Origin of the sequence: Neisseria wadsworthii 9715 (assembly GCF_000227765.1) — a bacterium.
Taxonomy (GTDB): domain Bacteria; phylum Pseudomonadota; class Gammaproteobacteria; order Burkholderiales; family Neisseriaceae; genus Neisseria; species Neisseria wadsworthii.
In genome coordinates this window covers 1,337,615-1,359,340 of record NZ_JH165159.1, presented here as the reverse complement: position 1 = coordinate 1,359,340, position 21,726 = coordinate 1,337,615, and the positions used below count along the sequence as shown (strand labels likewise).

24 protein-coding genes and 2 tRNA genes are annotated in these 21,726 nt (G+C 49.8%); 16 read left to right on the top strand and 10 right to left on the bottom strand.

Annotation, left to right across the window (positions count from 1 at the left end):
• Positions 1–52: 52 nt before the first annotated feature.
• From HMPREF9370_RS06200 to HMPREF9370_RS06180, 5 genes are all read left to right on the top strand, one after another.
• Positions 53–463, top strand: a complete 411-nt coding sequence (locus HMPREF9370_RS06200; RefSeq protein ID WP_009116534.1) for a hypothetical protein — start codon at positions 53–55, stop codon at positions 461–463.
• Between the two features lie 24 nt (positions 464–487).
• Positions 488–1,378: a tyrosine-type recombinase/integrase gene (locus HMPREF9370_RS06195; RefSeq protein WP_009116533.1), complete on the top strand. Its 891-nt coding sequence runs from the start codon at positions 488–490 to the stop codon at positions 1,376–1,378.
• Positions 1,379–1,499: 121 nt separating this feature from the next.
• A complete protein-coding gene (locus tag HMPREF9370_RS06190) occupies positions 1,500–2,825 on the top strand; it encodes a paraquat-inducible protein A (protein WP_009116532.1) in 1,326 nt (441 codons plus the stop codon).
• On the top strand, positions 2,818–4,446 hold the full coding sequence (pqiB, locus tag HMPREF9370_RS06185) for an intermembrane transport protein PqiB (RefSeq protein WP_009116531.1): 1,629 nt from the start codon (positions 2,818–2,820) through the stop codon (positions 4,444–4,446). The genes HMPREF9370_RS06190 and pqiB overlap by 8 nt, the downstream gene beginning before the upstream one ends.
• The gene (locus tag HMPREF9370_RS06180) at positions 4,447–4,971 is read left to right on the top strand and encodes a PqiC family protein (RefSeq protein WP_009116530.1); all 525 of its coding nucleotides are present in this window, start codon (positions 4,447–4,449) and stop codon (positions 4,969–4,971) included. It abuts the gene before it with no gap.
• 184 nt (positions 4,972–5,155) lie between these two features.
• Here the strand turns inward: HMPREF9370_RS06180 and dcd are convergent, their stop codons facing one another.
• A complete protein-coding gene (gene dcd / locus HMPREF9370_RS06175; protein WP_009116529.1) occupies positions 5,156–5,722 on the bottom strand; it encodes a dCTP deaminase in 567 nt (188 codons plus the stop codon).
• Positions 5,723–5,752: 30 nt separating this feature from the next.
• Positions 5,753–6,652: a recombination-associated protein RdgC gene (locus HMPREF9370_RS06170; RefSeq protein WP_009116528.1), complete on the bottom strand. Its 900-nt coding sequence runs from the start codon at positions 6,650–6,652 to the stop codon at positions 5,753–5,755.
• A gap of 188 nt (positions 6,653–6,840) precedes the next feature.
• On the opposite strand from HMPREF9370_RS06170, the gene lpxK reads away from it, so the two are divergent.
• The 6 genes from lpxK to HMPREF9370_RS06140 all read left to right on the top strand — a co-directional run bounded on the left by lpxK (position 6,841) and on the right by HMPREF9370_RS06140 (position 10,852).
• On the top strand, positions 6,841–7,881 hold the full coding sequence (gene lpxK / locus HMPREF9370_RS06165; RefSeq protein ID WP_009116526.1) for a tetraacyldisaccharide 4'-kinase: 1,041 nt from the start codon (positions 6,841–6,843) through the stop codon (positions 7,879–7,881).
• A 2-nt stretch (positions 7,882–7,883) separates the two neighbouring features.
• Positions 7,884–8,417 carry a DUF2059 domain-containing protein gene (locus HMPREF9370_RS06160; protein WP_009116525.1) on the top strand — a complete coding sequence of 178 codons (534 nt, stop codon included), beginning with the start codon at positions 7,884–7,886 and terminating at the stop codon, positions 8,415–8,417.
• A gap of 13 nt (positions 8,418–8,430) precedes the next feature.
• On the top strand, positions 8,431–8,613 hold the full coding sequence (locus HMPREF9370_RS06155) for a Trm112 family protein (RefSeq protein WP_009116524.1): 183 nt from the start codon (positions 8,431–8,433) through the stop codon (positions 8,611–8,613).
• Positions 8,610–9,368 (top strand): 3-deoxy-manno-octulosonate cytidylyltransferase, encoded by a 759-nt coding sequence (kdsB, locus tag HMPREF9370_RS06150; protein WP_009116523.1) that lies wholly within the window; start codon positions 8,610–8,612, stop codon positions 9,366–9,368. The genes HMPREF9370_RS06155 and kdsB overlap by 4 nt, the downstream gene beginning before the upstream one ends.
• A gap of 108 nt (positions 9,369–9,476) precedes the next feature.
• Entirely contained in the window at positions 9,477–10,124 is a 648-nt protein-coding gene (gene adk / locus HMPREF9370_RS06145; RefSeq protein WP_009116522.1) for an adenylate kinase, read from the top strand.
• 173 nt (positions 10,125–10,297) lie between these two features.
• Positions 10,298–10,852: a YbhB/YbcL family Raf kinase inhibitor-like protein gene (locus tag HMPREF9370_RS06140; protein WP_040666982.1), complete on the top strand. Its 555-nt coding sequence runs from the start codon at positions 10,298–10,300 to the stop codon at positions 10,850–10,852.
• A 20-nt stretch (positions 10,853–10,872) separates the two neighbouring features.
• On the opposite strand, the gene HMPREF9370_RS06135 is transcribed toward HMPREF9370_RS06140, so the two are convergent.
• The 4 genes from HMPREF9370_RS06135 to HMPREF9370_RS06120 all read right to left on the bottom strand — a co-directional run bounded on the left by HMPREF9370_RS06135 (position 10,873) and on the right by HMPREF9370_RS06120 (position 13,897).
• Positions 10,873–11,685: an AraC family transcriptional regulator gene (locus HMPREF9370_RS06135; protein ID WP_009116520.1), complete on the bottom strand. Its 813-nt coding sequence runs from the start codon at positions 11,683–11,685 to the stop codon at positions 10,873–10,875.
• A gap of 178 nt (positions 11,686–11,863) precedes the next feature.
• Positions 11,864–12,049 carry a hypothetical protein gene (locus HMPREF9370_RS06130; RefSeq protein ID WP_009116519.1) on the bottom strand — a complete coding sequence of 62 codons (186 nt, stop codon included), beginning with the start codon at positions 12,047–12,049 and terminating at the stop codon, positions 11,864–11,866.
• 10 nt (positions 12,050–12,059) lie between these two features.
• Positions 12,060–13,475 carry a threonine synthase gene (gene thrC / locus HMPREF9370_RS06125; RefSeq protein ID WP_009116518.1) on the bottom strand — a complete coding sequence of 472 codons (1,416 nt, stop codon included), beginning with the start codon at positions 13,473–13,475 and terminating at the stop codon, positions 12,060–12,062.
• 41 nt (positions 13,476–13,516) lie between these two features.
• On the bottom strand, positions 13,517–13,897 hold the full coding sequence (locus HMPREF9370_RS06120) for a hypothetical protein (RefSeq protein ID WP_009116517.1): 381 nt from the start codon (positions 13,895–13,897) through the stop codon (positions 13,517–13,519).
• A gap of 114 nt (positions 13,898–14,011) precedes the next feature.
• Here HMPREF9370_RS06120 and HMPREF9370_RS06115 point away from each other — a divergent pair, with 114 nt between their 5' ends.
• Together HMPREF9370_RS06115 and HMPREF9370_RS06110 are read left to right on the top strand one after the other, a co-directional pair.
• A complete protein-coding gene (locus HMPREF9370_RS06115; protein WP_009116516.1) occupies positions 14,012–15,316 on the top strand; it encodes a replication-associated recombination protein A in 1,305 nt (434 codons plus the stop codon).
• 106 nt (positions 15,317–15,422) lie between these two features.
• Entirely contained in the window at positions 15,423–16,511 is a 1,089-nt protein-coding gene (locus tag HMPREF9370_RS06110; RefSeq protein WP_009116515.1) for an endonuclease/exonuclease/phosphatase family protein, read from the top strand.
• Between the two features lie 214 nt (positions 16,512–16,725).
• Here HMPREF9370_RS06110 and hisD read toward each other — a convergent pair whose 3' ends face one another.
• From hisD to HMPREF9370_RS06090, 4 genes are all read right to left on the bottom strand, one after another.
• Entirely contained in the window at positions 16,726–18,018 is a 1,293-nt protein-coding gene (gene hisD / locus HMPREF9370_RS06105; RefSeq protein WP_009116513.1) for a histidinol dehydrogenase, read from the bottom strand.
• 89 nt (positions 18,019–18,107) lie between these two features.
• On the bottom strand, positions 18,108–18,905 hold the full coding sequence (locus HMPREF9370_RS06100; protein ID WP_009116512.1) for a hypothetical protein: 798 nt from the start codon (positions 18,903–18,905) through the stop codon (positions 18,108–18,110).
• A gap of 53 nt (positions 18,906–18,958) precedes the next feature.
• A complete protein-coding gene (hisG, locus tag HMPREF9370_RS06095) occupies positions 18,959–19,615 on the bottom strand; it encodes an ATP phosphoribosyltransferase (RefSeq protein WP_040667513.1) in 657 nt (218 codons plus the stop codon).
• A 58-nt stretch (positions 19,616–19,673) separates the two neighbouring features.
• Positions 19,674–20,288, bottom strand: a complete 615-nt coding sequence (locus HMPREF9370_RS06090; protein WP_009116510.1) for an SCO family protein — start codon at positions 20,286–20,288, stop codon at positions 19,674–19,676.
• Between the two features lie 193 nt (positions 20,289–20,481).
• Between HMPREF9370_RS06090 and HMPREF9370_RS06085 the strand changes: the two genes are divergently transcribed.
• From HMPREF9370_RS06085 to greA, 3 genes are all read left to right on the top strand, one after another.
• Positions 20,482–20,566: transfer RNA gene (locus tag HMPREF9370_RS06085), tRNA-Leu, on the top strand.
• Positions 20,567–20,607: 41 nt separating this feature from the next.
• A tRNA-Leu gene (locus tag HMPREF9370_RS06080) sits at positions 20,608–20,692 on the top strand.
• 504 nt (positions 20,693–21,196) lie between these two features.
• Positions 21,197–21,673 (top strand): transcription elongation factor GreA, encoded by a 477-nt coding sequence (greA, locus tag HMPREF9370_RS06075; RefSeq protein ID WP_040666981.1) that lies wholly within the window; start codon positions 21,197–21,199, stop codon positions 21,671–21,673.
• Positions 21,674–21,726 lie beyond the last annotated feature (53 nt).

Here is a 21,726-nt window from a genome sequence, read left to right as displayed (position 1 = left end):
ACACCAAAATACACACAACACACATAATATAACTAATATAAGGAATACTTTTATGAGAACCTACGCCTCCGACAGCCCCGAAGCCATGGCCCGCATCGTGTGCATGTGCATCATGGCCGACAGCGATATTGATGCAAGCGAGTTCGCCGAACTGCAACCTGCGCTTTACGAAGCCATCGGCCTGAACCAGCAGGAATTCATGACCGTGCTCGCCCATTATCTGGAAGACATCGTTTCCGATACGCAAGGCCAGCGCATTAATCTGCTGCAACCCGAACGCGTCAACACACTGCTCCAAGAAGTAAACGGCCGCAGCGAACGCGTCAACACTTTAGCCACCGCCCTGCGCATCTGCAAAAGCGACAATGCGCTCAACAATGCCGAGCTGGCGCTGTTCCGCCACATCATGCAGCATTGGCAGCTCGACCTGACCGACCTCGAAATCGAAGTCAGCCTCGCCTAAACATTTTTCAGACAGGCATTGTTTATGTCCCAACCTCTGCTCGATTATCAGGATGCCTATCTGAAAATCCTGCAACAGGCAGGCAAATCGGCGCACACGCTCGATGCCTATCGCCGCGATTTGGTGCAGCTTGCCGCATTACTGCCCGAAAATGCCACCAACGAGCCGCCGAGCCGCCGCCATTTTGTTACCGCCCTCAAAAAACTTTCCCTGCAAAACAGCCATCCGCGCAGCATGGCGCGCAAACTTTCCACTTGGCGGCAATATTGCGGCTGGCTGGTGCGGCAAGGCTTATTGCAAAACGATCCCACCCACAACCTCAAAGCCCCGAAAGCGCCGGAGCGGCTGCCTAAAGCGGTAGAGCAGGAAACTCTAAACCTTATGCTCGACAGCGATACAGATGATGAAACGCTCCGTCTGCGCGACAAAGCCATATTTGAATTAATGTATGGCAGCGGCCTGCGTTTAAGCGAAATAAGCGGCCTGAATCTGGGTGACATCATGCTTGAAGCCGGCTGGGTACGCGTGCTGGGCAAAGGCAGCAAAGAGCGCAGCGTGCCTTTGGGCAGCAAAAGCATCATAGCCTTGCAAGCCTACCTCGCATGCCGGCAAGCCATGGCCGGTGAAACCGCCCTGTTTACCAACCGCAACGGGCGCCGGCTAGGCCAACGGCAAATCCGAAACCGCCTGCGCGATTGGGCGGCAGCGCAAGGCAGCCCGCAACATTTGTCTCCCCACATGCTGCGCCACAGCTACGCCAGCCATATTCTGCAATCCTCCCAAAACATCCGCGCCGTGCAAGAACTGCTGGGGCACAGCAATCTTTCCACTACCCAAATTTACACGAAACTGGATTTCGACCATTTGGCTAATGTTTATGACGAAGCCCATCCAAGAGCCAAACGCAAAAAATAAGAAATGCCTGTCTGAAAAAATTTTCAGACAGGCATTTACCAAATTTAAAGATACCGTTTGCGAAAACCCACCATACTAATTTAAGTTATAATACACATTCATTTTTTCCGACCCAGCCCACATGTTCCGATACCGAAAAATCGAAACTTACCAGCGTTTATGGCGGCTTAAAGGTTTCAAACAATACGCCACGCTGCCCGAACACACGCTAGACTGCCCCGAATGCGGGCAGCGGGTTGATGTGCCACGCTTGTCGCAGGGTCAGGAATGCTGTTGTCCGCGTTGCGGCTACCGGCTGGCGCGCGTGGAAGCGAGCCCTTTTCTCGCCCCGCTCTGTTTTGCAATCGGCTCGTTGATTATCATGACGATTGTATACACACAGATGTTTATTACCGTGGAAATGCCCGGTGTAGGCGTGTATTCAGAACTCTCTTTCCCCTCAATGGTAAAAACTTTGATTTTGCAGGATTTCGGCGTGCTCGCCGAAGTGATGTTTATTTTAACTTTCGGTACGCCCTTGTTGTTTTTGGTGCTCTGCACTTACGTTTTTACCGCGCTGCATCTGCAAACCCATGTACCCGCTCTGCTCTACGCCACACGCACAATGGTTCGCTTACGCGAGTGGATTATGGTAGATGTGTTTTTTATTTCCACTTTGGTCGCTTATATCAAACTTCAAAGCGTGGCGCTCGTTACATTCGGCCCTTCCTTTTGGCTGATGCTGGTATTGGCCGTTTTACTGATACGCACGTCCGTGTCGGTGCCTCAGCATTGGGTGTATTACCAGATTCACCTTCTGATTGGCCGCTCGCCGATTGAACAAAACGATCTCCATCAAATTTGTTGCAGCCGCTGCCTTTATTTCCGCCCTGAAAGTGAGCATGAATGCGGCGTATGCGGAACCATACTTTTCACACGCCGTCCCCAAAGCCTGAAAATTTCAAGCGCTTTCCTGCTGGCCGCCATGATTTTATATATTCCGGCCAATACATTTCCGATCATGATTTCTTCCAACCCGACCGCTTTGGAAATCAGCACCATCATGAGCGGAATCATTTATATGTGGGATGACGGTGACCGGCTGATTGCCGTAATTATTTTCAGCGCCAGTATTGCCGTGCCGATATTGAAAATCCTCAGCATGTCTGTGTTAATACTGTCGGCACACTTCGGCTTACCGGCTTCCATCAATAAGATGTCGTTAACCTACCGCATCACGGAATCTATCGGCCGTTGGTCGATGATTGATATTTTTGTGATTATTATTCTGATGAGCGCGTTCCATACACCGATGGCACGCGTTCTGCCCGGCCCGGCTGCAATTTATTTCTGCCTGGTCGTACTTTTGACCATGCTTTCCGCACACTTTTTCGATTCCCGCCTACTGTGGGACAAACACCATCAAAGTCAAACCGATTTATCAAAATTAAAACATGCCCATGAATGAACAATCTCCCAAGCCTATCCCGGCCCGAGTGAAAAAAAACACCACCTTTTCCTCTTTCGTGTGGATCGTACCGCTGCTTGCGCTGCTTACCGGCTCGTGGCTTTTAATTCAAAACATCCGCAAAACCGGTCCTGAAATCACGCTGTTGATGGACAGCGCCGACGGTATCGAAGTCAACAACACCGTGATTAAAGTGCTCAGTGTAGATGTGGGCCGCGTTACCCGCATCCGCCTGCGGGACGACCGGAAAGGTGTTGAAATCACTGCGCGCCTCAATCTCGATGCAAAAGACATGATGCGCGAAGACACACAATTTTGGGTGGTAAAACCGCGTATCGACCAAAGCGGCATTTCCGGCTTGAACACTTTGGTATCCGGCTCTTATATCGCATTCACTCCGGGCTCGTCTGAAAAAAGCGAAAACGTATTCAAAGTATCCGATATCCCGCCGATTACCGCTATCGGCCAAAACGGCCTGCGGCTGCACCTAATTGGCGACAACAGCAAAATGTTGAGTGTGGGCAGCCCGATTCTGTATGAAGGATTCAACGTCGGCCAAATTGAAACCGCTAAATTCGACCCAAACACCCAAACCGTTAACTACACTATTTTCGTGCACAGCCCCAACGACAAATTGATTAACGCAGGCAGTCAATTCTGGCTGGAAAGCGGTGTCAACATTCAAACCACCGGCAGCGGCATTAAAATCGACAGTGCGCCCATCTACACCCTTCTATCCGGTGCTATCGCCTTCCGAACTCCGAAAGGCCAAAACAAACCCGCATCTAATGAAGACACATTTGAGCTTTACAACGATCTGGCTCAAATCGAAAACCTGCCCGACGAACGCGCGATATATTACGTAGCCTTTTTCAAAAGTTCCGTACGCGGCCTGAGCGCAGGTTCACCGGTCGAATACAAAGGCATTAATATCGGTAGCGTAACCGACGTACCCTATTTTGCGCACAACGACAGCACCCGCCTGTTTCAAAACGGCTGGATCCCCGTGCGCCTGCGCATTGATCCCTCGCGCATCGAAACCAATGCAGAACCGCAAAGCAAAGCCCATTGGCAAAACCAGCTCCAGCAAGCGCTTAATAAAGGCCTTAATGCCACACTTTCCAGCAACAATCTGATTCTGGGCAGCAAAATGATTGAGCTGACCGACGCACCTGCAGACACCAAGCTCAAACCGTTTGCCGACTACAACGGCAATATCGTTATCGCTACACAAGGCGGAGGCGGTTTGGACGACTTGCAAGCACAAATCGGCAAGTTGCTTGATAAATTCAACAAACTGCCGCTGGAAAATACCGTGGGCGAACTCAATGCCAGTCTGAAAGAATTGAAGGCTACCCTCAATTCCGCCAACAAGCTTCTCGGTAAGCCGCAAACTCAGCAGATTCCAGCAGAATTGAACAAAACCCTGAGCGAATTGCGCCAAACCTTACAAGGCGTATCGCCTCAATCGCCTGTTTACCAAGATGTGCAAAACACTCTGCGCAGCTTGGATAAAACCATGCGTGAGGCCCAGCCTGTACTCAACACCTTGAAAGAAAAACCAAATTCACTGATTTTCAATCAAAATGCAAAAGATCCCATCCCGAAAGGAAGCCGCTAAATGAACAAACTGCTCGCCGCCGCACTTACCACACTCATGCTGGGCGCATGCAGCACGCCTGTGGCCACCCAATACTACACCCTGCCCGACAGCCAGTTCGAGCTGCCCTTAGGCAGCGGCAATGAAATCGCCGTGCAAGTTATTCTGGCCGAGCCGTTAAACAACGGCGGCCTCGTTTATCAAACCGATGCACTCAACCTCAATTTTGCCCGCAACAACCTGTGGGCTGCCCCGCTCGACCAAGCGCTCGCCGCCAGTTTTGCCAACAAATTAAACCGGCAAAACCCTCAAAACCGCTACATACCCTCACACCGTACCAACAGCAACCAAACCTTGAAAATCTACGTCGAAGCATTTAACGGCTCATACGAAGGCCACACTGTGGTGAAAGGCTACACCGTATGGCCCAATGGCAAAGGCCGCAACTTCAATATAGAAACCCCGCAGCAAGGCGACGGCTACTCTGCCATGATTCAGTCGCTCAATGAAGGACTGCAAAACGCCGCCACGACTTTGGCTTATTGATATTGACGTAGAGCAAGTATACAAATGCCTGTCTGAAAACCATTTTTCAGACAGGCATTTGTTTGGCTGGAAGATAAGTTATGGTGAATCGACTAAAAACAGTACACCCGTCATACTCGGGTCAAGCCCAAGTATGACGGTGTTGTTATGTAAGTGAGTTGATTACAGTCAGTTACTACATCAATCATATTTTCGGCAAAGTTACACCCGTTTGCCCCATATATTTGCCTTTACGGTCTTTATAGGATGTTTCGCACACTTCGTCGCTCTCAAAAAACAGCACTTGCGCCACGCCTTCGCCCGCGTAAATTTTGGCAGGTAGCGGCGTGGTGTTGGAAAACTCGAGCGTTACATAACCTTCCCATTCCGGTTCAAACGGCGTAACGTTCACAATGATACCGCAGCGCGCGTAAGTGGATTTGCCCAAGCAAACGGTTAACACATTGCGTGGAATGCGGAAATATTCCACCGTGCGTGCCAATGCGAAGGAATTCGGCGGGATGATGCAGCAATCGTCTTCCACGGTTACGAAGTTTTTCGGATCGAAATTTTTCGGGTCGACAATCGTGCTGTTGATATTGGTGAAAATCTTGAATTCATTGGCGCACCGGATATCGTAACCATAGCTTGATGTGCCGTAAGAGATGATTTTCTGGCCGTTGACTTCTTTAACCTGATTCGGCTCAAACGGCTCAATCATACCGTGTTGCTCGCTCATGCGGCGTATCCACTTATCGGATTTAATACTCATAGGTTTTCCTTTATCTGTCAAATAACATCGCTATTCCTGCCAGCCTCCCAAATAGCCCACCAGCTCATCCAACATCGTGCTGACGGCTTCCGTCATCAAAATCTGCGAAGCAAAAGTAAGGCTTGCGGCATCATCGCCGTGGCTTTCCGCTTCTTCCTGCATCACATCCAGATATTGAATCCGCTTGAGCGCGAAATCCTGCGTGAGGATAAAGGCGATTTGCTCACGCCACACCAAGCCGAGCTGGGTAACGGTTTTACCGTTTTTCACATGCTGCACCACTTCATCCGCGGTCAAATCCTGTTTCGAAACCTTTACCGTAGGCGCCACATCGCCCGTGCCTTTCAATTCACAATCACTGTCCAATTCAAAGCCACCTTCGCAGGCCCCGCGCAAGAGCCATTCCGTCATCAGGCTGGAGGGCGATTGTTTGGTGTTCGGCAAACTAGCTTCCAAACCGCCCAGCGCCTCGCGCAGTTTGGTTAACATGCCTTCGGCTTTGGCGGCAGAAGCATTATTAACCAACAGATAGCCGTGTTTGGTATCAAAAATTGCCTGTGTGCGGCTCGAACGGGTAAATGCGCGCGGCAGCAAATCATCGGTAATCTGTTCTTTTAATTCCTGTTTTTCTTTTCGGCCCACATTGCGTGCTTCATTGTTTTGAATTTCGGCTACTTTTTCGTCCAAAATATCGCGAATCACACCGGCGGGCAAAACTTTCTCTTCTTTTTTTAAAGCCACGCGCCAAGTGTAATCAGCAGGGAACACGGCTTCCGGCGAAAACGAAACCGGCGCGGCAAAGCCTTCGCTAAACCAGTCCAATCCCGTGCAGGGTGCAAATTCTGCTTCTTCAAGCTTGGCCGAAAGCGTTTCCAATTCGGGCAGCTTGTCTTGATTAAGGGGATAAAAACTGATTTGTTTGAACCACATGGCGCAGATTTCCTAAATAAAGGGTTTATAAAACGCGCAATTATATAGCGAATCAGCCCCATCGTTCCAGCGCACGCCCTGTCTGAATGTTTTCAGACAGGCATTCTCACCGGCAAGCCGCACATAACATTGCCATTGCCCCAACCCGCGTTTAAAATTTGCCACCATCTTGTTAAACGCGAACCGTTATGCCGAAACTGCATCAGATTATCGAACACCACTGGCAACGCCCCAAACCGTGGCTCAGCTTCCTGCTCAGCCCTTTGTCGCGTCTGTTCGGCCTGATAGCGGCGCGCAGGCGGCAGCGCTACCTTTCCGGCAAAACCGCCAGCGAAAAATTGGCCGTGCCGCTGATAATTGTGGGCAATATCCACGTGGGGGGCGCCGGCAAAACACCCGTGGTTGCCGCTTTGGTAACCGAGTTACAACAGCGTGGTTTTCAGACAGGCATTATCAGCCGCGGCTACGGCAGGCAAAACAACGCAGTGCATGTGTTAACTCCCGACAGTACCGCCCAAGATGCAGGCGACGAGCCACTGCTGCTCTACCGCCAAACCGGCGCGCCCACCGCCGTAGCCGCCAAGCGCGTCGAAGCCGGAAAAGCTTTATTGGCAGCTTATCCGAATCTCGATTTAATCGTGGCCGACGACGGCTTGCAGCACTATGTCCTGGCGCGCGACATGGAAATCATCGTGTTTCCCGCTGCCGATGCCGACCGCCGTGATTTGGATCTGCTACCCAACGGCAATCTGCGCGAACCTTTGTCCCGCCTCGCTTCGGCCGATGCCGTATTAATCAGCGGCGGCAGCGCTCACACCCGTGTACCATGCCTGTCTGAAAACCATCCTTTGTTTTTCAGCCGCCTGGAAACACAGCCGATTTATCGCCTCGGCAATCCGCAGCAAAAGCTAAACCCCGGCGACACGGCAAACGCCAAGATCATCGCCGCCGCAGGCATCGCCAAACCCGAGCGTTTTTTCAACACCCTTACCGGCATGGGCCTGAAACTCAGCCAAACCCTAGCCCTGCCCGACCATGCGGATATTTCGCAGTTTGAATTTCCAAAAGCAGATATAATTGTGATTACCGAAAAAGATGCCGTAAAACTTTCAGACAGGCATTTGGAAAATGTGTGGGTTTTACCTGTTTGTGCGATAATCGAACCCGACCTGGCATCATTTGTGATCCAGCATTTACAATTACAACCATCCGGAGAGAGAGAGTTATAACCATGAAAAAAGCATTAGCCTTAACCACTTTTTTATTTGCCGCCAACTTCACTTATGCCGTCACCCCAAGCGATGCCTCGCTGGAACGCTTATTGGAAGTGCAGCAATTCGATAAGCTGATGGATGATTCGTTCAAAAGCATACCTGCAATCGCCTCCCAAACCCTTGTATTGAAACAAGCCCTTGAGCAAGTGCCGGCGGAAAAACAAGATGCCGTAAAAGCCAAAGTCGACCAATATATCCAAAAGATGACTAAAGATCTGGACAACAAAAAAACGCGTGCCGAAATCCGCCGCCTGACCGTCCAAAGCATCCGCACCATCTACACCCAAGAAGAAGTCGACACCCTGATCTCCTTTTACAGCACACCCATCGGCCAATCCATCAACGCCAAAACATCCCAATATATGGAAGCCGTGATGACCACCATCCCCGCCGTTTTCGAACGTGATTTTAACAAATTCGATCAAAAATACGGCCCGAAACTAAAACGCGACATCAGTCAAATCGTCTGCGGCAAAAACGTTTGTAATTAAGAAAGCAATCTCAATGGAAAAAAAATTCCTCGACATCCTAGTCTGCCCCGTCAGCAAAGCGCCTTTGGAATACAAAGCCGACTTGCAGGAATTGTGGTGCCGTCAAAGCAAGTTGGCCTATCCGATTAAAGACGGCATCCCCTACATGCTGGAAAACGAAGCCCGTCCCCTAACCGAAGAAGAGCTGCACGCATGACTCAGTTTGTCGTTATCATCCCCGCCCGTTTAGCCTCTTCCCGCCTACCCAATAAAGCGTTGGCCGACATTCACGGCAAACCCATGGTCGTGCGCGTGGCCGAACAAGCGCGCAAAAGCGCAGCGGGGCGCATTATCGTTGCCACAGACCATCCCGACATTCAAGCCGCCTGCCAAGCGCACGGCATAGAAACCGTGATGACGTCCGCCAGTCACGAAAGCGGCACCAACCGCTTGGCGGAAGCTGCAGAAAAACTCGGCCTGCCCCACGACACCATCGTCGTAAACGTGCAGGGCGACGAGCCTCTGATAGCGCCGGACCTGATTAACCGCACTGCGGAAATTCTGTTGGAAAACAACGCACAAATGGCGACCGCCGCGCACGAAATCCATAACTTTGAAGAATTCATGAATCCGAACGTCGTGAAAGTCGTGCTTGATAAAAACCACAACGCGCTTTATTTCAGCCGTGCCCCGATTCCCTATCCGCGCGACAGTATGCGCGAAGGCTCAACCGCCTTGCCGAAAGCCGCACCGCTGCGCCATATCGGCATCTACGCCTACCGCTCAGGCTTCTTGCAAAGCTACGCCCAAATGGCCGATTCGCCGATTGAGCATATCGAATCGCTGGAGCAGCTCCGAGTATTGTGGCACGGGCACCAGATTGCCGTAGGCATTGCAAAAGAAGCACCCGCCGCAGGCGTTGATACGCAAGAAGATTTGGATCGTGTGCGCGCCGTGTTCGCAGCAAACTAACCCCTGATAACCCTAAACCTGATGATGCAAGCTAAAAAGCCCGATCATTGGGTTTCACAGCCATACTAACAAGCACCACATTAATTCAACATCCACAAAGGAACCCCCATGAAAGTATTACTACTCGGCGCTCCCGGCGCAGGCAAAGGCACCCAAGCCCAGTTCATTACCGCCGCATTCGGCATTCCGCAAATCTCCACCGGAGACATGCTGCGCGCCGCCATCAAAGCCGGCACACCGCTTGGTTTGGAAGCCAAAAAAATCATTGACGAAGGTGGGCTTGTGCGCGACGACATCATCATCGGCATGGTAAAAGAGCGCATCGCCCAAGACGATTGCAAAAACGGCTTTTTGTTCGACGGTTTCCCGCGCACATTGGCGCAAGCCGAAGCCATGGTAGAAGCCGGTGTGGATTTGGATGCCGTGGTTGAAATCGACGTGCCCGACGGCGTGATTGTAGAGCGCATGAGCGGCCGCCGCGTACACCTGCCTTCAGGCCGTACCTACCACATCAAACACAACCCGCCCAAAGCCGAAGGCAAAGATGATGTAACCGGTGAAGACCTGATTCAACGCGACGACGACAAAGAAGAAGTGGTGAAAAAACGCTTGGATGTTTACCACGAGCAAACCGAAGTGTTGGTAGGCTTCTACAGCCGGCTCACCGGCGAACACGCGCCCAAATACATCAAAGTTGACGGCACCCAGCCCGTTGAAACCGTAAAAACCGAAGTATTAAGCGCTTTAGGCAAATAATTCCGGCTTAACCAAACAATGCCTGTCTGAAAACCCATGCTGCTGGTTTTCAGACAGGCATTGTTTATATCTGCAGCCGTTTCAAAACGGCACAGAGATTGAGCGTAACGGCACATCTTTCAAGGTATTTCCTTTTTATACTGATTTTTCAATATATCGCAAAGGAGAAAACCATGAAACAAACCTTGCCGCTTGTTCTGATGATTGCTTGTTCTTCCGCCGCATGGGCCGGCGGCCCGTTCACATTAAGCGCAGACAACCTGCAAAACGGTCGTTTTTCTTCACAACAGGTTTTAAGTAAAGATTACGGCTTCGGCTGCTCAGGCCAAAACCTTTCGCCCGCACTTTCCTGGAAAAATCCGCCCAAAGGCACCAAAAGCTTCGTGTTAACCGTTTATGACAAGGATGCACCCACAGGCTTGGGCTGGATGCATTGGGTGGTAGCCAATATCCCGGCGAATATCAGCAAACTGCCCGCGGGTATCACGGCAGACGGCAAAAACTTACCGGAAGGCGCCTTGCAAACCCGTACCGATTTCGGCGCCGGCGGATATGGCGGCGCATGCCCGCCCGAAGGACGGAAACACCGTTATGAAATCACACTAACTGCTTTAAAGGTCGACCGCTTACCCAATGTAACAGCCGACGCATCGCCGGCTTTGGTCGGCTTCTTCACCAAAGCCAATGCTTTGGGCAAGGCGGCGATTACCGTCGAACACCAACGCTGAATCAATCCACAGGCGGCTTTTCAGCCGCCTTTTTCCTGCTGCTTTCGGATGGCCGAAGGTGCAAAACCAAAACGCTCCCTAAAGCGTGCCGTAAACCGCGAAGGACTTTCATAACCCATCGCATAAGCAATTTGCGAAACGGGCTGTTCTGTTACCTGAAGCAGGGTCAAAGCATGTGTCATCCGAATATCGGTAAGCAAACGGCGGAACGAAGTCTGCTCTTCTGCAAGCTTGCGCCGCAATGTGGCTTCGCTCACATTCAATCGCACCGCTATTTCCTGTGCCGACCATTCGCGCCCAATGTCGGCTGCGATGATTTGGGTTATTTTCTGTACCGGCCCGATACGCTGGTAAGGCAGAAAGCCGGTGCCGTAATGTTTTAACCACGCCAATAATTCCTGTAAACGGGTTTGCACCACCATGTCCGGCACATGCCTGTCTGAAACCGCATGAGCCGCTTGTCGGAATGATGCGGAAAAATCTGCGTTTTTCGGCAACAGATACACATCGTTCGCGGCCTCGGCTTGGCCGTATTGCTCGGTAAACTGCTCAATCATTCTTTGCTCCAAAGCGATCCACTCGGCCTGATAATAGCCGGCTTGCGCATCCGGCTCGTTTAACACATCGAAAGACTGCCATCTGGCCAAAGCCACCGCTTCTCCCGCCCGCACAATTTGCTCTTTGCCCGCCCAGCGTAAAATCTTCTTACCGTAATGCACCTGCACAATCATCGCTTCATGTATGGCAATGTGTGTGCACAGCAGTCGGTTGTATTGGATGACCGTGCCCGTGTGGGCCAAATGTTCCCGAAAAGCGATATTCCTTTCCGGCATAAAAGGATTCTCCTTGTTGTAAATTCAGGCCGTGTTGTCCGTTATAGTCAATCAACTTAACTTTTACTACGGCGTTGCTGCGCCTTGCCGTACTACCCGTACTGTCTGCGGCTTGCTGCCTTGTATTAAAAATGTGTTGATTGACTATAGCTTGCGTAGCGGTTTTTTGAGAAAAAATTTACAGGTATAAGGCAAAAGCGTAGCAAGATTGAATATCTTGCGGGAAATTTTGCCCCGGCAAATACGGATTTTGGCCCCAAATACCGCCCAGCTTGCAACACGAGCTAATGCCTGTCTGAAAACCCGCTATGCCGATTTCTGCGGAGCCAAATTTTTCAGACAGGCATTCTTCATTCGAGTCCAAACGGTGGCGTTTACGCTTTTTCCAAAGTTTCCCGGATAATCATTTTCACCACATCGGGATTATTCGGCACCACCTGCACGCGCTGAGGCAAATCTTCCAAGCCGTTCAAACCGGCCGGACGCGGGATAACCGCATTGCCGACCGCTTCTTTAATGGTGTCGGCAAACTTGGCTGCCAACGCGGTTTCCAAACACACGATGGTTTCGCCCGCTTCGCGCAGCTCGCGCGCTACTTTCACGCCGTCTGCCGTGTGCGGGTCGAGCAGCTCGCCGTCGGTTTCATACACGCTTTTAATCACCGCCAACCGGTCTGCATGCAGGCTCTTGCCGGAAACAAAACCGTATTGGTTGCGGATTTTATCGAGCATAAAATGCAGATCGAAGCCTTTGCCTTTGCCCACTTCCGCCCACAAAGTTTCAATTTCTGAAGCATCCCTATCCATTAAGTCAAACACAAAGCGCTCAAAATTGGAGGCTTTGGAAATATCCATTGAAGGGCTACTGGTTACATAAGTGTGTTCGGCGCTGCGCGGCAGGTATTCTCCGGTTTTGAAAAACTGGTCGAGCACATTGTTTTCATTGGTGGCCACAATCAGGCGGTGGATCGGCAAACCCATTTGACGGGCGATATGGCCGGCGCACACATTGCCGAAGTTGCCCGAAGGCACGCAAAAGCTCACTTTTTCCGCGTTCGACCGGGTGGCTTTGAAATAGCCTGCAAAATAGTAAACGATTTGCGCCAACACACGGCCCCAGTTGATGGAATTGACCGTGCCGATATTGTAGGTCTCTTTAAACTTAGCATCGTTTTGCAGCGCTTTCACAATATCTTGGCAATCGTCAAACATACCTTTCACAGCGATGTTGTGGATATTTTCGTCTTGCAGGCTAAACATCTGTGCGCGCTGGAATGCGCTCATTTTGCCTTCGGGCGACATCATAAACACATTTACGCCCTGCTTGCCGCGCAAAGCATATTCGGCGGCCGAGCCGGTATCGCCGCTGGTGGCGCCGATGATATTCAGCTTTTTGCCTTCTTTGGCCAGCACATATTCAAACGCATTACCCAAAAACTGCATGGCCATGTCTTTAAACGCCAGCGTCGGGCCGTTGGACAAGGCTTGGATTTTGATGCCGTCTTTAAGGGTGCGGACAGGGGTGATTTCGGGGTTACCGAATGTTTCTGCGGTGTAGGTTTTATTGATAATGCTCTTTAAATCTTCCGCCAGAATATCGGTGGCAAACAGGCTCATGATTTGAAAGGCCAGCTCAGGATAGCTCAAGCTGCGCCATTGCTGCAAAGTTTCGGCGCTGATTTGCGGGTAGCTTTCGGGCAGCATCAGGCCGCCGTCGGGCGCGAGGCCCATCAATAAAACTTCGCTGAACTGTTTGTTTGCGGTATTGCCGCGGGTGCTGATGTATTTCATGATTCTGTTTCCGGATTCCGTTGTGGGTTTTGTGCTTTGGTTTATTTGCTAAACAAACGTTTGGTGCAGGCGGTAACGGTTTTGGCCGTTACGCCGGCGATAACTTGGGTGCGGCCTGATTGCGTGCCCAATTGCAGCAGATCCGTGGCGGTAAGCTGGTTCGGCGCTTCTTGGGTAACGCAGCCGCAGATTTTGTTTTCCCATTCACGCTGTTTTTCCGCGGTCATCGCCAAAGCCACTATGCGCCATTCGTTGCGGTTATTCAATTCCACGCGGCATTGATTATCCAGCCAAGTGTTAAGCAGGGCATTGCTCACTCCGGCAGCGCTGTCTGTGTCTGCATTACCGCCCAGCAGGCTGCCGTCGGCAGCGCAGGCGCTCAAAAAAAATACCGTTGACGCAATTGCTAATATTTTTTTCATGGTTTCTCCTCGGCGATGGGAAATGGTTAAGGAATGTCGGCGCATATTGTACCGCAAGTTGCATAGTGAGGTTATATAATGGTAATGCCTGTCTGAAAAAAGAAAGAAGCCGTTATGTCTGATTTGTTTGCCCGCCAGCCCGAAGCGCCTTTGGCCGAACGCCTCCGCCCCAATTCTTTGGAAGATGTAATCGGCCAGCAGCATTTAATAGGCGAAGGCAAGCCGTTGAGAGTGGCGGTAGAGGGCGGCAAGCCGCATTCGATGCTGCTCTGGGGGCCGCCCGGCGTGGGAAAAACCACGTTGGCGCGCATTTTGGCGCAAAGTTTCAACGCTTTGTTTCTACCCGTATCCGCTGTGTTTTCGGGTGTAAAAGATATCCGCGAAGCCATTGAAAAAGCAGAAATTGCCTTGCAGCAAGGCCAAGCTACGATTTTGTTTGTTGATGAAGTCCACCGTTTCAACAAAGCCCAGCAAGACGCCTTTTTGCCGCATGTGGAAAGCGGCCTGTTAACCTTTATCGGCGCCACTACCGAAAACCCTTCGTTTGAAGTGAATCCCGCCCTTTTGAGCCGGGCACAGGTCTATGTGCTCGAATCTTTGAGCGCAGAGGATTTGCAAAAACTGATTGATAAAGTAATGGCGCTGCCCGAATACCGCAGCATGGGCTTGGAGCAGGAAGCGGCCCGGCTGCTCATCCAAACGGCCGACGGCGACGCCCGCCGCCTGCTTAACCTGCTCGAACAACTCTTGCGCGCGGCACAAACTCAAAACATCACCGTTCTGACGCCCGATTTTTTAGCCAACAGTTTGGGCGCGCAAATCCGCCGTTTCGATAAAGGCGGCGAAAGTTTTTACAATCAGATTTCCGCATTGCATAAATCCGTGCGCGGTTCGCACCCCAATGCCGCGCTGTATTGGTTTTGCCGTATGCTCGATGGCGGCGCCGACCCGCGCTACCTGTCGCGCCGCATTATCCGCATGGCCTGGGAAGACATCGGTTTGGCCGACCCGCGCGCCATGCAGATAGCCAATGAAGCCGCGCTCACCTACGAACGCTTGGGTTCGCCCGAAGGCGAGCTGGCGCTGGCTCAAGCCGTGCTCTATCTCGCGGCTGCGGCAAAATCCAACGCAGGCTACAACGCCTACAACCAAATGCGCCAATTTGTGAAACAAAACGCCAGCCATGAAGTGCCCGTCCACTTGCGCAACGCGCCCACAAAATTGATGAAGGAAATGGGATACGGCCGCGAATACCGCTACGCCCACGACGAGCCGCACGCCTATGCCGCCGGCGAAACTTATATGCCCGAGGGATTGGCGGAACCCGATTTTTACCGGCCCGTACCGCGGGGTTTGGAAATTAAAATCGGCGAAAAACTCGAATGGCTCAAGTCTCTCGACCAAGACACCGCAAAATAACATGCCTGTCTGAAACTTTCAGACAGGCATGTTCAGAAATATTTGACCCAGCTCAAAAAATCATTAAGATGATGCTTTCATTCAGAATCCACTGCCTATTAAGTTTATGAGTTTAACCGACTGGTCGTTGTTTGCCTTACTGTGCTTTCCCATTATCGCCACTTTATTGCCGCTTTTGCCTTTCAACCATTGGACTGTGCGTGTATTCGACTTTCCGCGCCTGCAAATTGCGTTTGTCAGCTTGGTCTGCATTTTTTTAGGCTGGGTACTGCAAGATTCCGATCATTGGCTGCTGCGCACTATGGAAATGCTCAACCTGCTGTGCATGGCTTATCAAATTTGGGAAATCTCAGCCTACACACCTTTAAGCCGCAAACAGGTCAAACGCTACCGCGGCGAGAGCGACCAGCGCAGCATCTCCCTGCTTACCAGCAACGTGCTCACGCCTAACCGCCGCGCCGATAAATTGCTGGCTCTGGTCGAAAAATGGCAGCCGGACGTCGTGTTGACATTAGAAACCGATTTATGGTGGGAGCAGCAGCTGGCGCAACTGGAAGAAAGCTATTCCTACACCGTTAAAATCCCGCTCGATAACCTCTACGGCATGCACCTATACAGCCGCTTGCCGCTGAAAAATGTCGAAGTGCGCCATTGGGTTCAAGAAGACATTCCCTCTATTTTTACAGAAGCCCAACTCCCTTCCGGCGAATGGATCCACCTATACTGCCTGCACCCCATGCCGCCCACGCCCACCGAAAGCGCCACGTCCACCAACCGAGATGCAGAATTGCTGCTGGTCGGCCAAGAAATCACACAAAACGACAAACCCGTGTTGGTATTCGGCGATTTGAACGACGTTGCCTGGTCTGCCACCTCACGCCTCTTCCAAAAAACCAGCGGCCTTCTAGACCCCCGCGTCGGCCGCGGCCTATACAGCACCTTCCATGCCCAATGGCCCTTGATGCGCTGGCCTCTGGATCATATTTTTCACAGTAGCGATTTTATGATGCGGGAAATCAAGGTGTTATCCGACATAGGCTCAGACCATTTTCCTGTTTACGGCAGCTTCCAATACCATCCCGCCGCCGAAGCCGTTCAGGAAGAGCCGCAAGCCGATTCGGGAGACCACAAAGAAGCCCAAGAAAAAATTGACGATGCCGATCCGGAGAAAAAGGTTATCAGAGAAAAATACTGAAACAAACCAGTTATCAATATGTTTTCAGACAGGCATTGTAGAAATGCCTGTCTGAAAACTTTACGAAGCTCGGTTAAAACAAAAACACACGATATATTAAGTGAACTTAATTTAACTGCTACCGCATTAGTCCACCTGGCCGTATTGCCCATACTATAGCCAGCCAGTTTGCATAAAATATTAATTCGCAAAGCCATAGCCCGGCAATGTTACTTTAATCTTTTAAACGAAATTCTGCAGCTCTTGCATGCGCTGTGAGCATTTCACCATGAGCCAACACACTTGCGATTTTCCCAAGCTTCTGCGCGCCTTGCTCGGAAACCTGAATCAGGCTACTGCGTTTTTGGAAGTCGTAAGTGCCTAACGGCGAAGAAAAGCGCGCCGTGCGGCTGGTGGGCAGCACGTGGTTAGGGCCGGCGCAATAATCACCCAAGCTCTCGCTGGTGTATTTGCCCATGAAAATCGCACCGGCATGGCGGATTTTTTTCGCCCATTCCTGCGGGCTTTCCACCGACAATTCCAAGTGTTCCGGCGCAATATAATTGGCGACTTCGCAGGCTTCATTCAAATCTTTCGTCAAAATCATTGCCCCTCGATTGCCAAGTGATGCTTCGATAATCGCTCGTCGCGGCATGTCTTCGATCAGCTTATCCATGACCGTCTGAACCTCGTCCAGATATTGTTTCGAGGTGGCGATCAGAATCGCTTGGGCGATTTCGTCGTGCTCCGCTTGGCTGAACAAATCCATTGCCACCCAATCGGCAGGCGTTGTACCGTCGGCAATCACCAGAATTTCAGACGGCCCCGCCACCATATCGATGCCCACCACGCCGAACACGCGACGTTTGGCGGCGGCTACAAACGCATTGCCGGGGCCGGTGATTTTATCGACCTGCGGCACGGTTTCGGTGCCGTAAGCCAGCGCCGCCACCGCCTGCGCACCGCCGATGGTAAACACTTTGGTTACGCCGGCCACAAATGCCGCCGCCAACACAATATCGTTGCGCTCGCCTTTGGGTGTAGGCACCACCATAATGATTTCCGGCACACCGGCCACATGCGCAGGCATGGCGTTCATAATCACCGAGCTGGGATAAGCCGCTTTACCACCTGGCACATAAATGCCCACGCGGTCGAGCGGGGTAATCTGCTGACCGAGCAAGGTGCCGTTTTCGTCGGTGTAGCTCCAAGATTCCATTTTCTGGTGTTTATGGTAGCTTTCCACACGGGCGGCAGCGGTTTTCAAGGCCGTCTGAACGTTTTCAGGCAGGCGTTCGAAAGCGGCTTTTAAGGCATCTTGGCTTAACGTCAAATCCGCCATGCTTTGAGCAGACATTCCGTCGAATTTATTGGTGTATTCCACCACCGCTGCATCGCCACGCTTCTGTACGTCAGCACAAATATCAGCAACAATTTGGTCGATTTTCGGATCTTGCGCGGTTTCAAAAGCGAGTAGCGTTTTCAACTCGGTTTGGAAATCAGGAGATTGTGTGTTGAGAAACTTCATAATCTATTCAAAATCTATTCAAATGATTTAATTAATAATGAATTTATTGTTTTCAGACAGGCCTAAGCCTGTCTGAAAACAATAAGCCGTTACAAATATTTCACACTTTCTGTAACATCAATGGTTATCCTATCGGCATTTTTTAACTGTTCAATCAAGTTAGCTGCCTCTGCTTCGCTCACACTGACACTTTGCACTAAATAATGAAGTAAATCATTTTTCTTTTTCGGCTGGTTTTTCTTAATGGCTAGCTCAGCATCGTGTAATTGCGGTGATGCTGCATGCTCCGCGTCATCAAGCGATATATCATCCCAAACATGTTTTACTGCTTGTAAAACCTTTTCTGCTTCAGTCTCCACCGAAACCCGCGGTATTTTTACTGATTCTTTTACCGCATCTTCATCAAATCGCAGTAACTTTTTATATTTATCTTTTTTGTCTTTCTTACTCTCTTTGTCTCTCTTGTCCTCTTTGTCTCTCTTGTCCTCTTTGTCTCTCTTGTCCTCTTTGTCTTTTTTATTCTTCTGCTTTTTATCTTTTAATTTAAATTCGCCACATTCTTTAAACACACGAATATATGCTTTAGGATAAACCTCTCGCAATTCTTTACAGCGTTTTTTCAGCTTCTTCCGAGGAGATAACACGATAATTTTAGCTCGAGGATTATTCCACAATAAGTTTTGAATATGCTTCGCAATGACTTGCGAAACTTTTTCCTCCGGCAAACGCACCACCTCAACGCCTTTATGCTTTTCAGCAAACTTCTTGGCTTTTTTCAGCTTCTTCTTGCTCTTGGCAAACAGAAAAGTCTTTCCATCTTGCTCTTTTATCCGAGCTTTACATTGTTTCAGCGACAATTTGCTTAAATCAACCACAAGATAGCTCATCCCGATCTCCTTATTTCTAAGTTAATGATTTTTTTTATTCTTTCAAAACCAACTTATTTTCCGTTTGCCACCACACCTGCAAAAGCTTCAATTATTGGTTCGATTAGCGCATATTTTGTTTTTAAAGCAGCTTTATTCACAACCAAGCGGCTGGAAATATCTACAATATGCTCTACTGCTTCCAAGTTATTTGCTTTCAACGTACCGCCGGTAGAAACCAAGTCAACAATCGCATCGCTCAAACCTACCAAAGGTGCGAGCTCCATTGAACCGTACAATTTGATAATGTCTACATGCACACCTTTTGCTGCAAAGTGCTCGGCAGCAATATCAGGATATTTGGTTGCCACACGCAAACGGCAGCCCGGCTTTGATGCTGCTGCGTAATCGAAACCTTTAGGTACTGCAACCATCATGCGGCATTTGGCAATTTGCAAATCTAAAGGCTGATAAAGCCCTTCACCACCATGCTCTATCAGCACATCTTTACCGGCAATACCGAAATCGGCCGCGCCATATTGCACGTAAGTCGGCACATCACTCGCCCTGACAATAACTAAACGGATCTCAGAATGGTTGGTTTCAATAATCAGTTTTCTGGATTTTTCCGGTGCTTCCGCCGGGATAATACCTGCTGCGGCCAAAAGCGGAAGCGTTTCTTCAAAAATACGGCCTTTAGATAAGGCTATGGTTAAACTATTATCTTGCATAATGTCTTTCATAAGAATAGCGAATGCCTGTCTGAAAAAACAAACATAAATAATATATTCATTTTAGCAAGATTTTCACATCATCGGCGATTTCCGTAGCGGTTTTCCCATAAGGTTCAAACACTATTGCCTGACCATTACGGTTTAAAAGATAAGTGCCGGCTGTATGATCAACTGTGTAGTCACCTTCCTTTAACGGTACTTTAACAGCTTGAATACGATAAAGCTGTTTCACAGCTTCGATATCTTGTTCGGATTTAGCAGATAGCCCGATAAAATCTTCATGGAAAAGCCGCACATATTTATCCGTGAGTTCCGGTGTGTCTCTTTGCGGATCAACACTCACAAACACCACCGCCACATCCTGAGCTTGTTGCCCCAACTGCTTTAAAACATCAGCATAAGTAGCCAAACCGGTCGGGCACACATCCGGGCAATGTGTAAAACCAAAAGCCAAAATAACAACTTTGCCGCGCAAATCCTGCAAACCAAAAGGCTGATTGCTCCCTCTCATTAATGTAAAGTCGCCACCCAAGCCTTCTTTTGAAATATCACTTCCGTAAAACGCAGGCACATTCTGTTGAATGTTTTCCACAACTTGCGTTTGAGCATCTTGCTGAGTACATGCAGGCAAAATAAATGCTGTTAATAAGGCAAAACCTAATATTCTCATCTTAAATAACCCCCCTTTACAACCGGTTTTAACAGAATTATAACAGCGCAAATTTACCATTATCTCACTTTCACAATATTCTTTAATTTAATTAATAATATTAATAAATCAAAGCATTACTATCTAGCCCTACACCAACCCCTGATAAACAGTTTACAAGTTACGTTTAACTGCTATAATACCGTCTTCGCTGGCCCGGGTGGCGAAATTGGTAGACGCAGGGGACTCAAAATCCCCCGCCGAAAGGTGTGTCGGTTCGAGTCCGACCCCGGGCACCACAAGATAACAATTTGATTATCTAAAATCAGAAAATGCTACTGCCCAGGTGGCGAAATTGGTAGACGCAGGGGACTCAAAATCCCCCGCCGAAAGGTGTGTCGGTTCGAGTCCGACCCTGGGCACCACAAAAAAACCGCTTTAAGGCGGTTATTTTTATTGTATTAGCTAATCACAACAATCAATACCCTAAACAGCCACAAAATTCAAAGACTGCCAAGCCTGCTGATAACTCATAAACGCTTTCAGACAGGTATTTCCATAATTCCCACCACTTCCCTTCATACTCAAGCCTAACCTGAGTATCCATCAATACCTTGTGTTATGTTTCCATAACTTTTGCCTATTTCAGACAGGCATATGTTAAATTCCGACTAAGAGATTGCTATTTCCTCCCGATTTGATACAATGCCTTCCTGAAACAAATATTTAGCAAGCCGCCGATTAACGTGCGGCTTGCGTTTTTATTGATTAAATACACATTGTCGCAAACTGCCCTTTGCAACCGCATATAGCGTACACTTTCCGAGCTTATAGTCAATTTTTTGCCGGCTTCGGCGGTGTACACAGCATGTGAATTGCAATGGGTTTTACTATATGAAGTTGCGACAACTGACGGAGAAAAAACTGTTATGAAAAAAACCCCTTTAACCGTACACGGCGCAGAGTTATTGAAAAAGGAATTGCAGCACCTGAAAAGCGTTGCCCGCCCTGCTGTGATAGAAGCCATCGCAGAAGCCCGTTCACACGGCGACTTATCGGAAAACGCAGAATACGAAGCGGCCAAAGAGCGTCAAGGCTTCATTGAGGGACGTATTGCCGAAGTGGAATACAAACTTTCTCATGCCCACATTATTAACCCAGCCGAAATCCACGCTGAAGGCAAAATCGTGTTCGGTTCAACCGTAACGCTGGAAGAAGTGGAAAGCGGCGAGGAAGTCCGCTATCAAATCGTAGGCGAAGACGAGGCGGATCTTAAAGAAAACAAAATTTCTGTAAGCTCTCCTATTGCGCGCGCTTTAATCGGCAAAGAAGAAGGCGATGTTGCCGAAGTGCAGGCACCCGGCGGCACCCGCGAATACGATATTGTAGCGGTAGAATATATTTAAACCAGACCAAACACGCAACAAGCAAATGCCTGTCTGAAATGTTCAGACAGGCA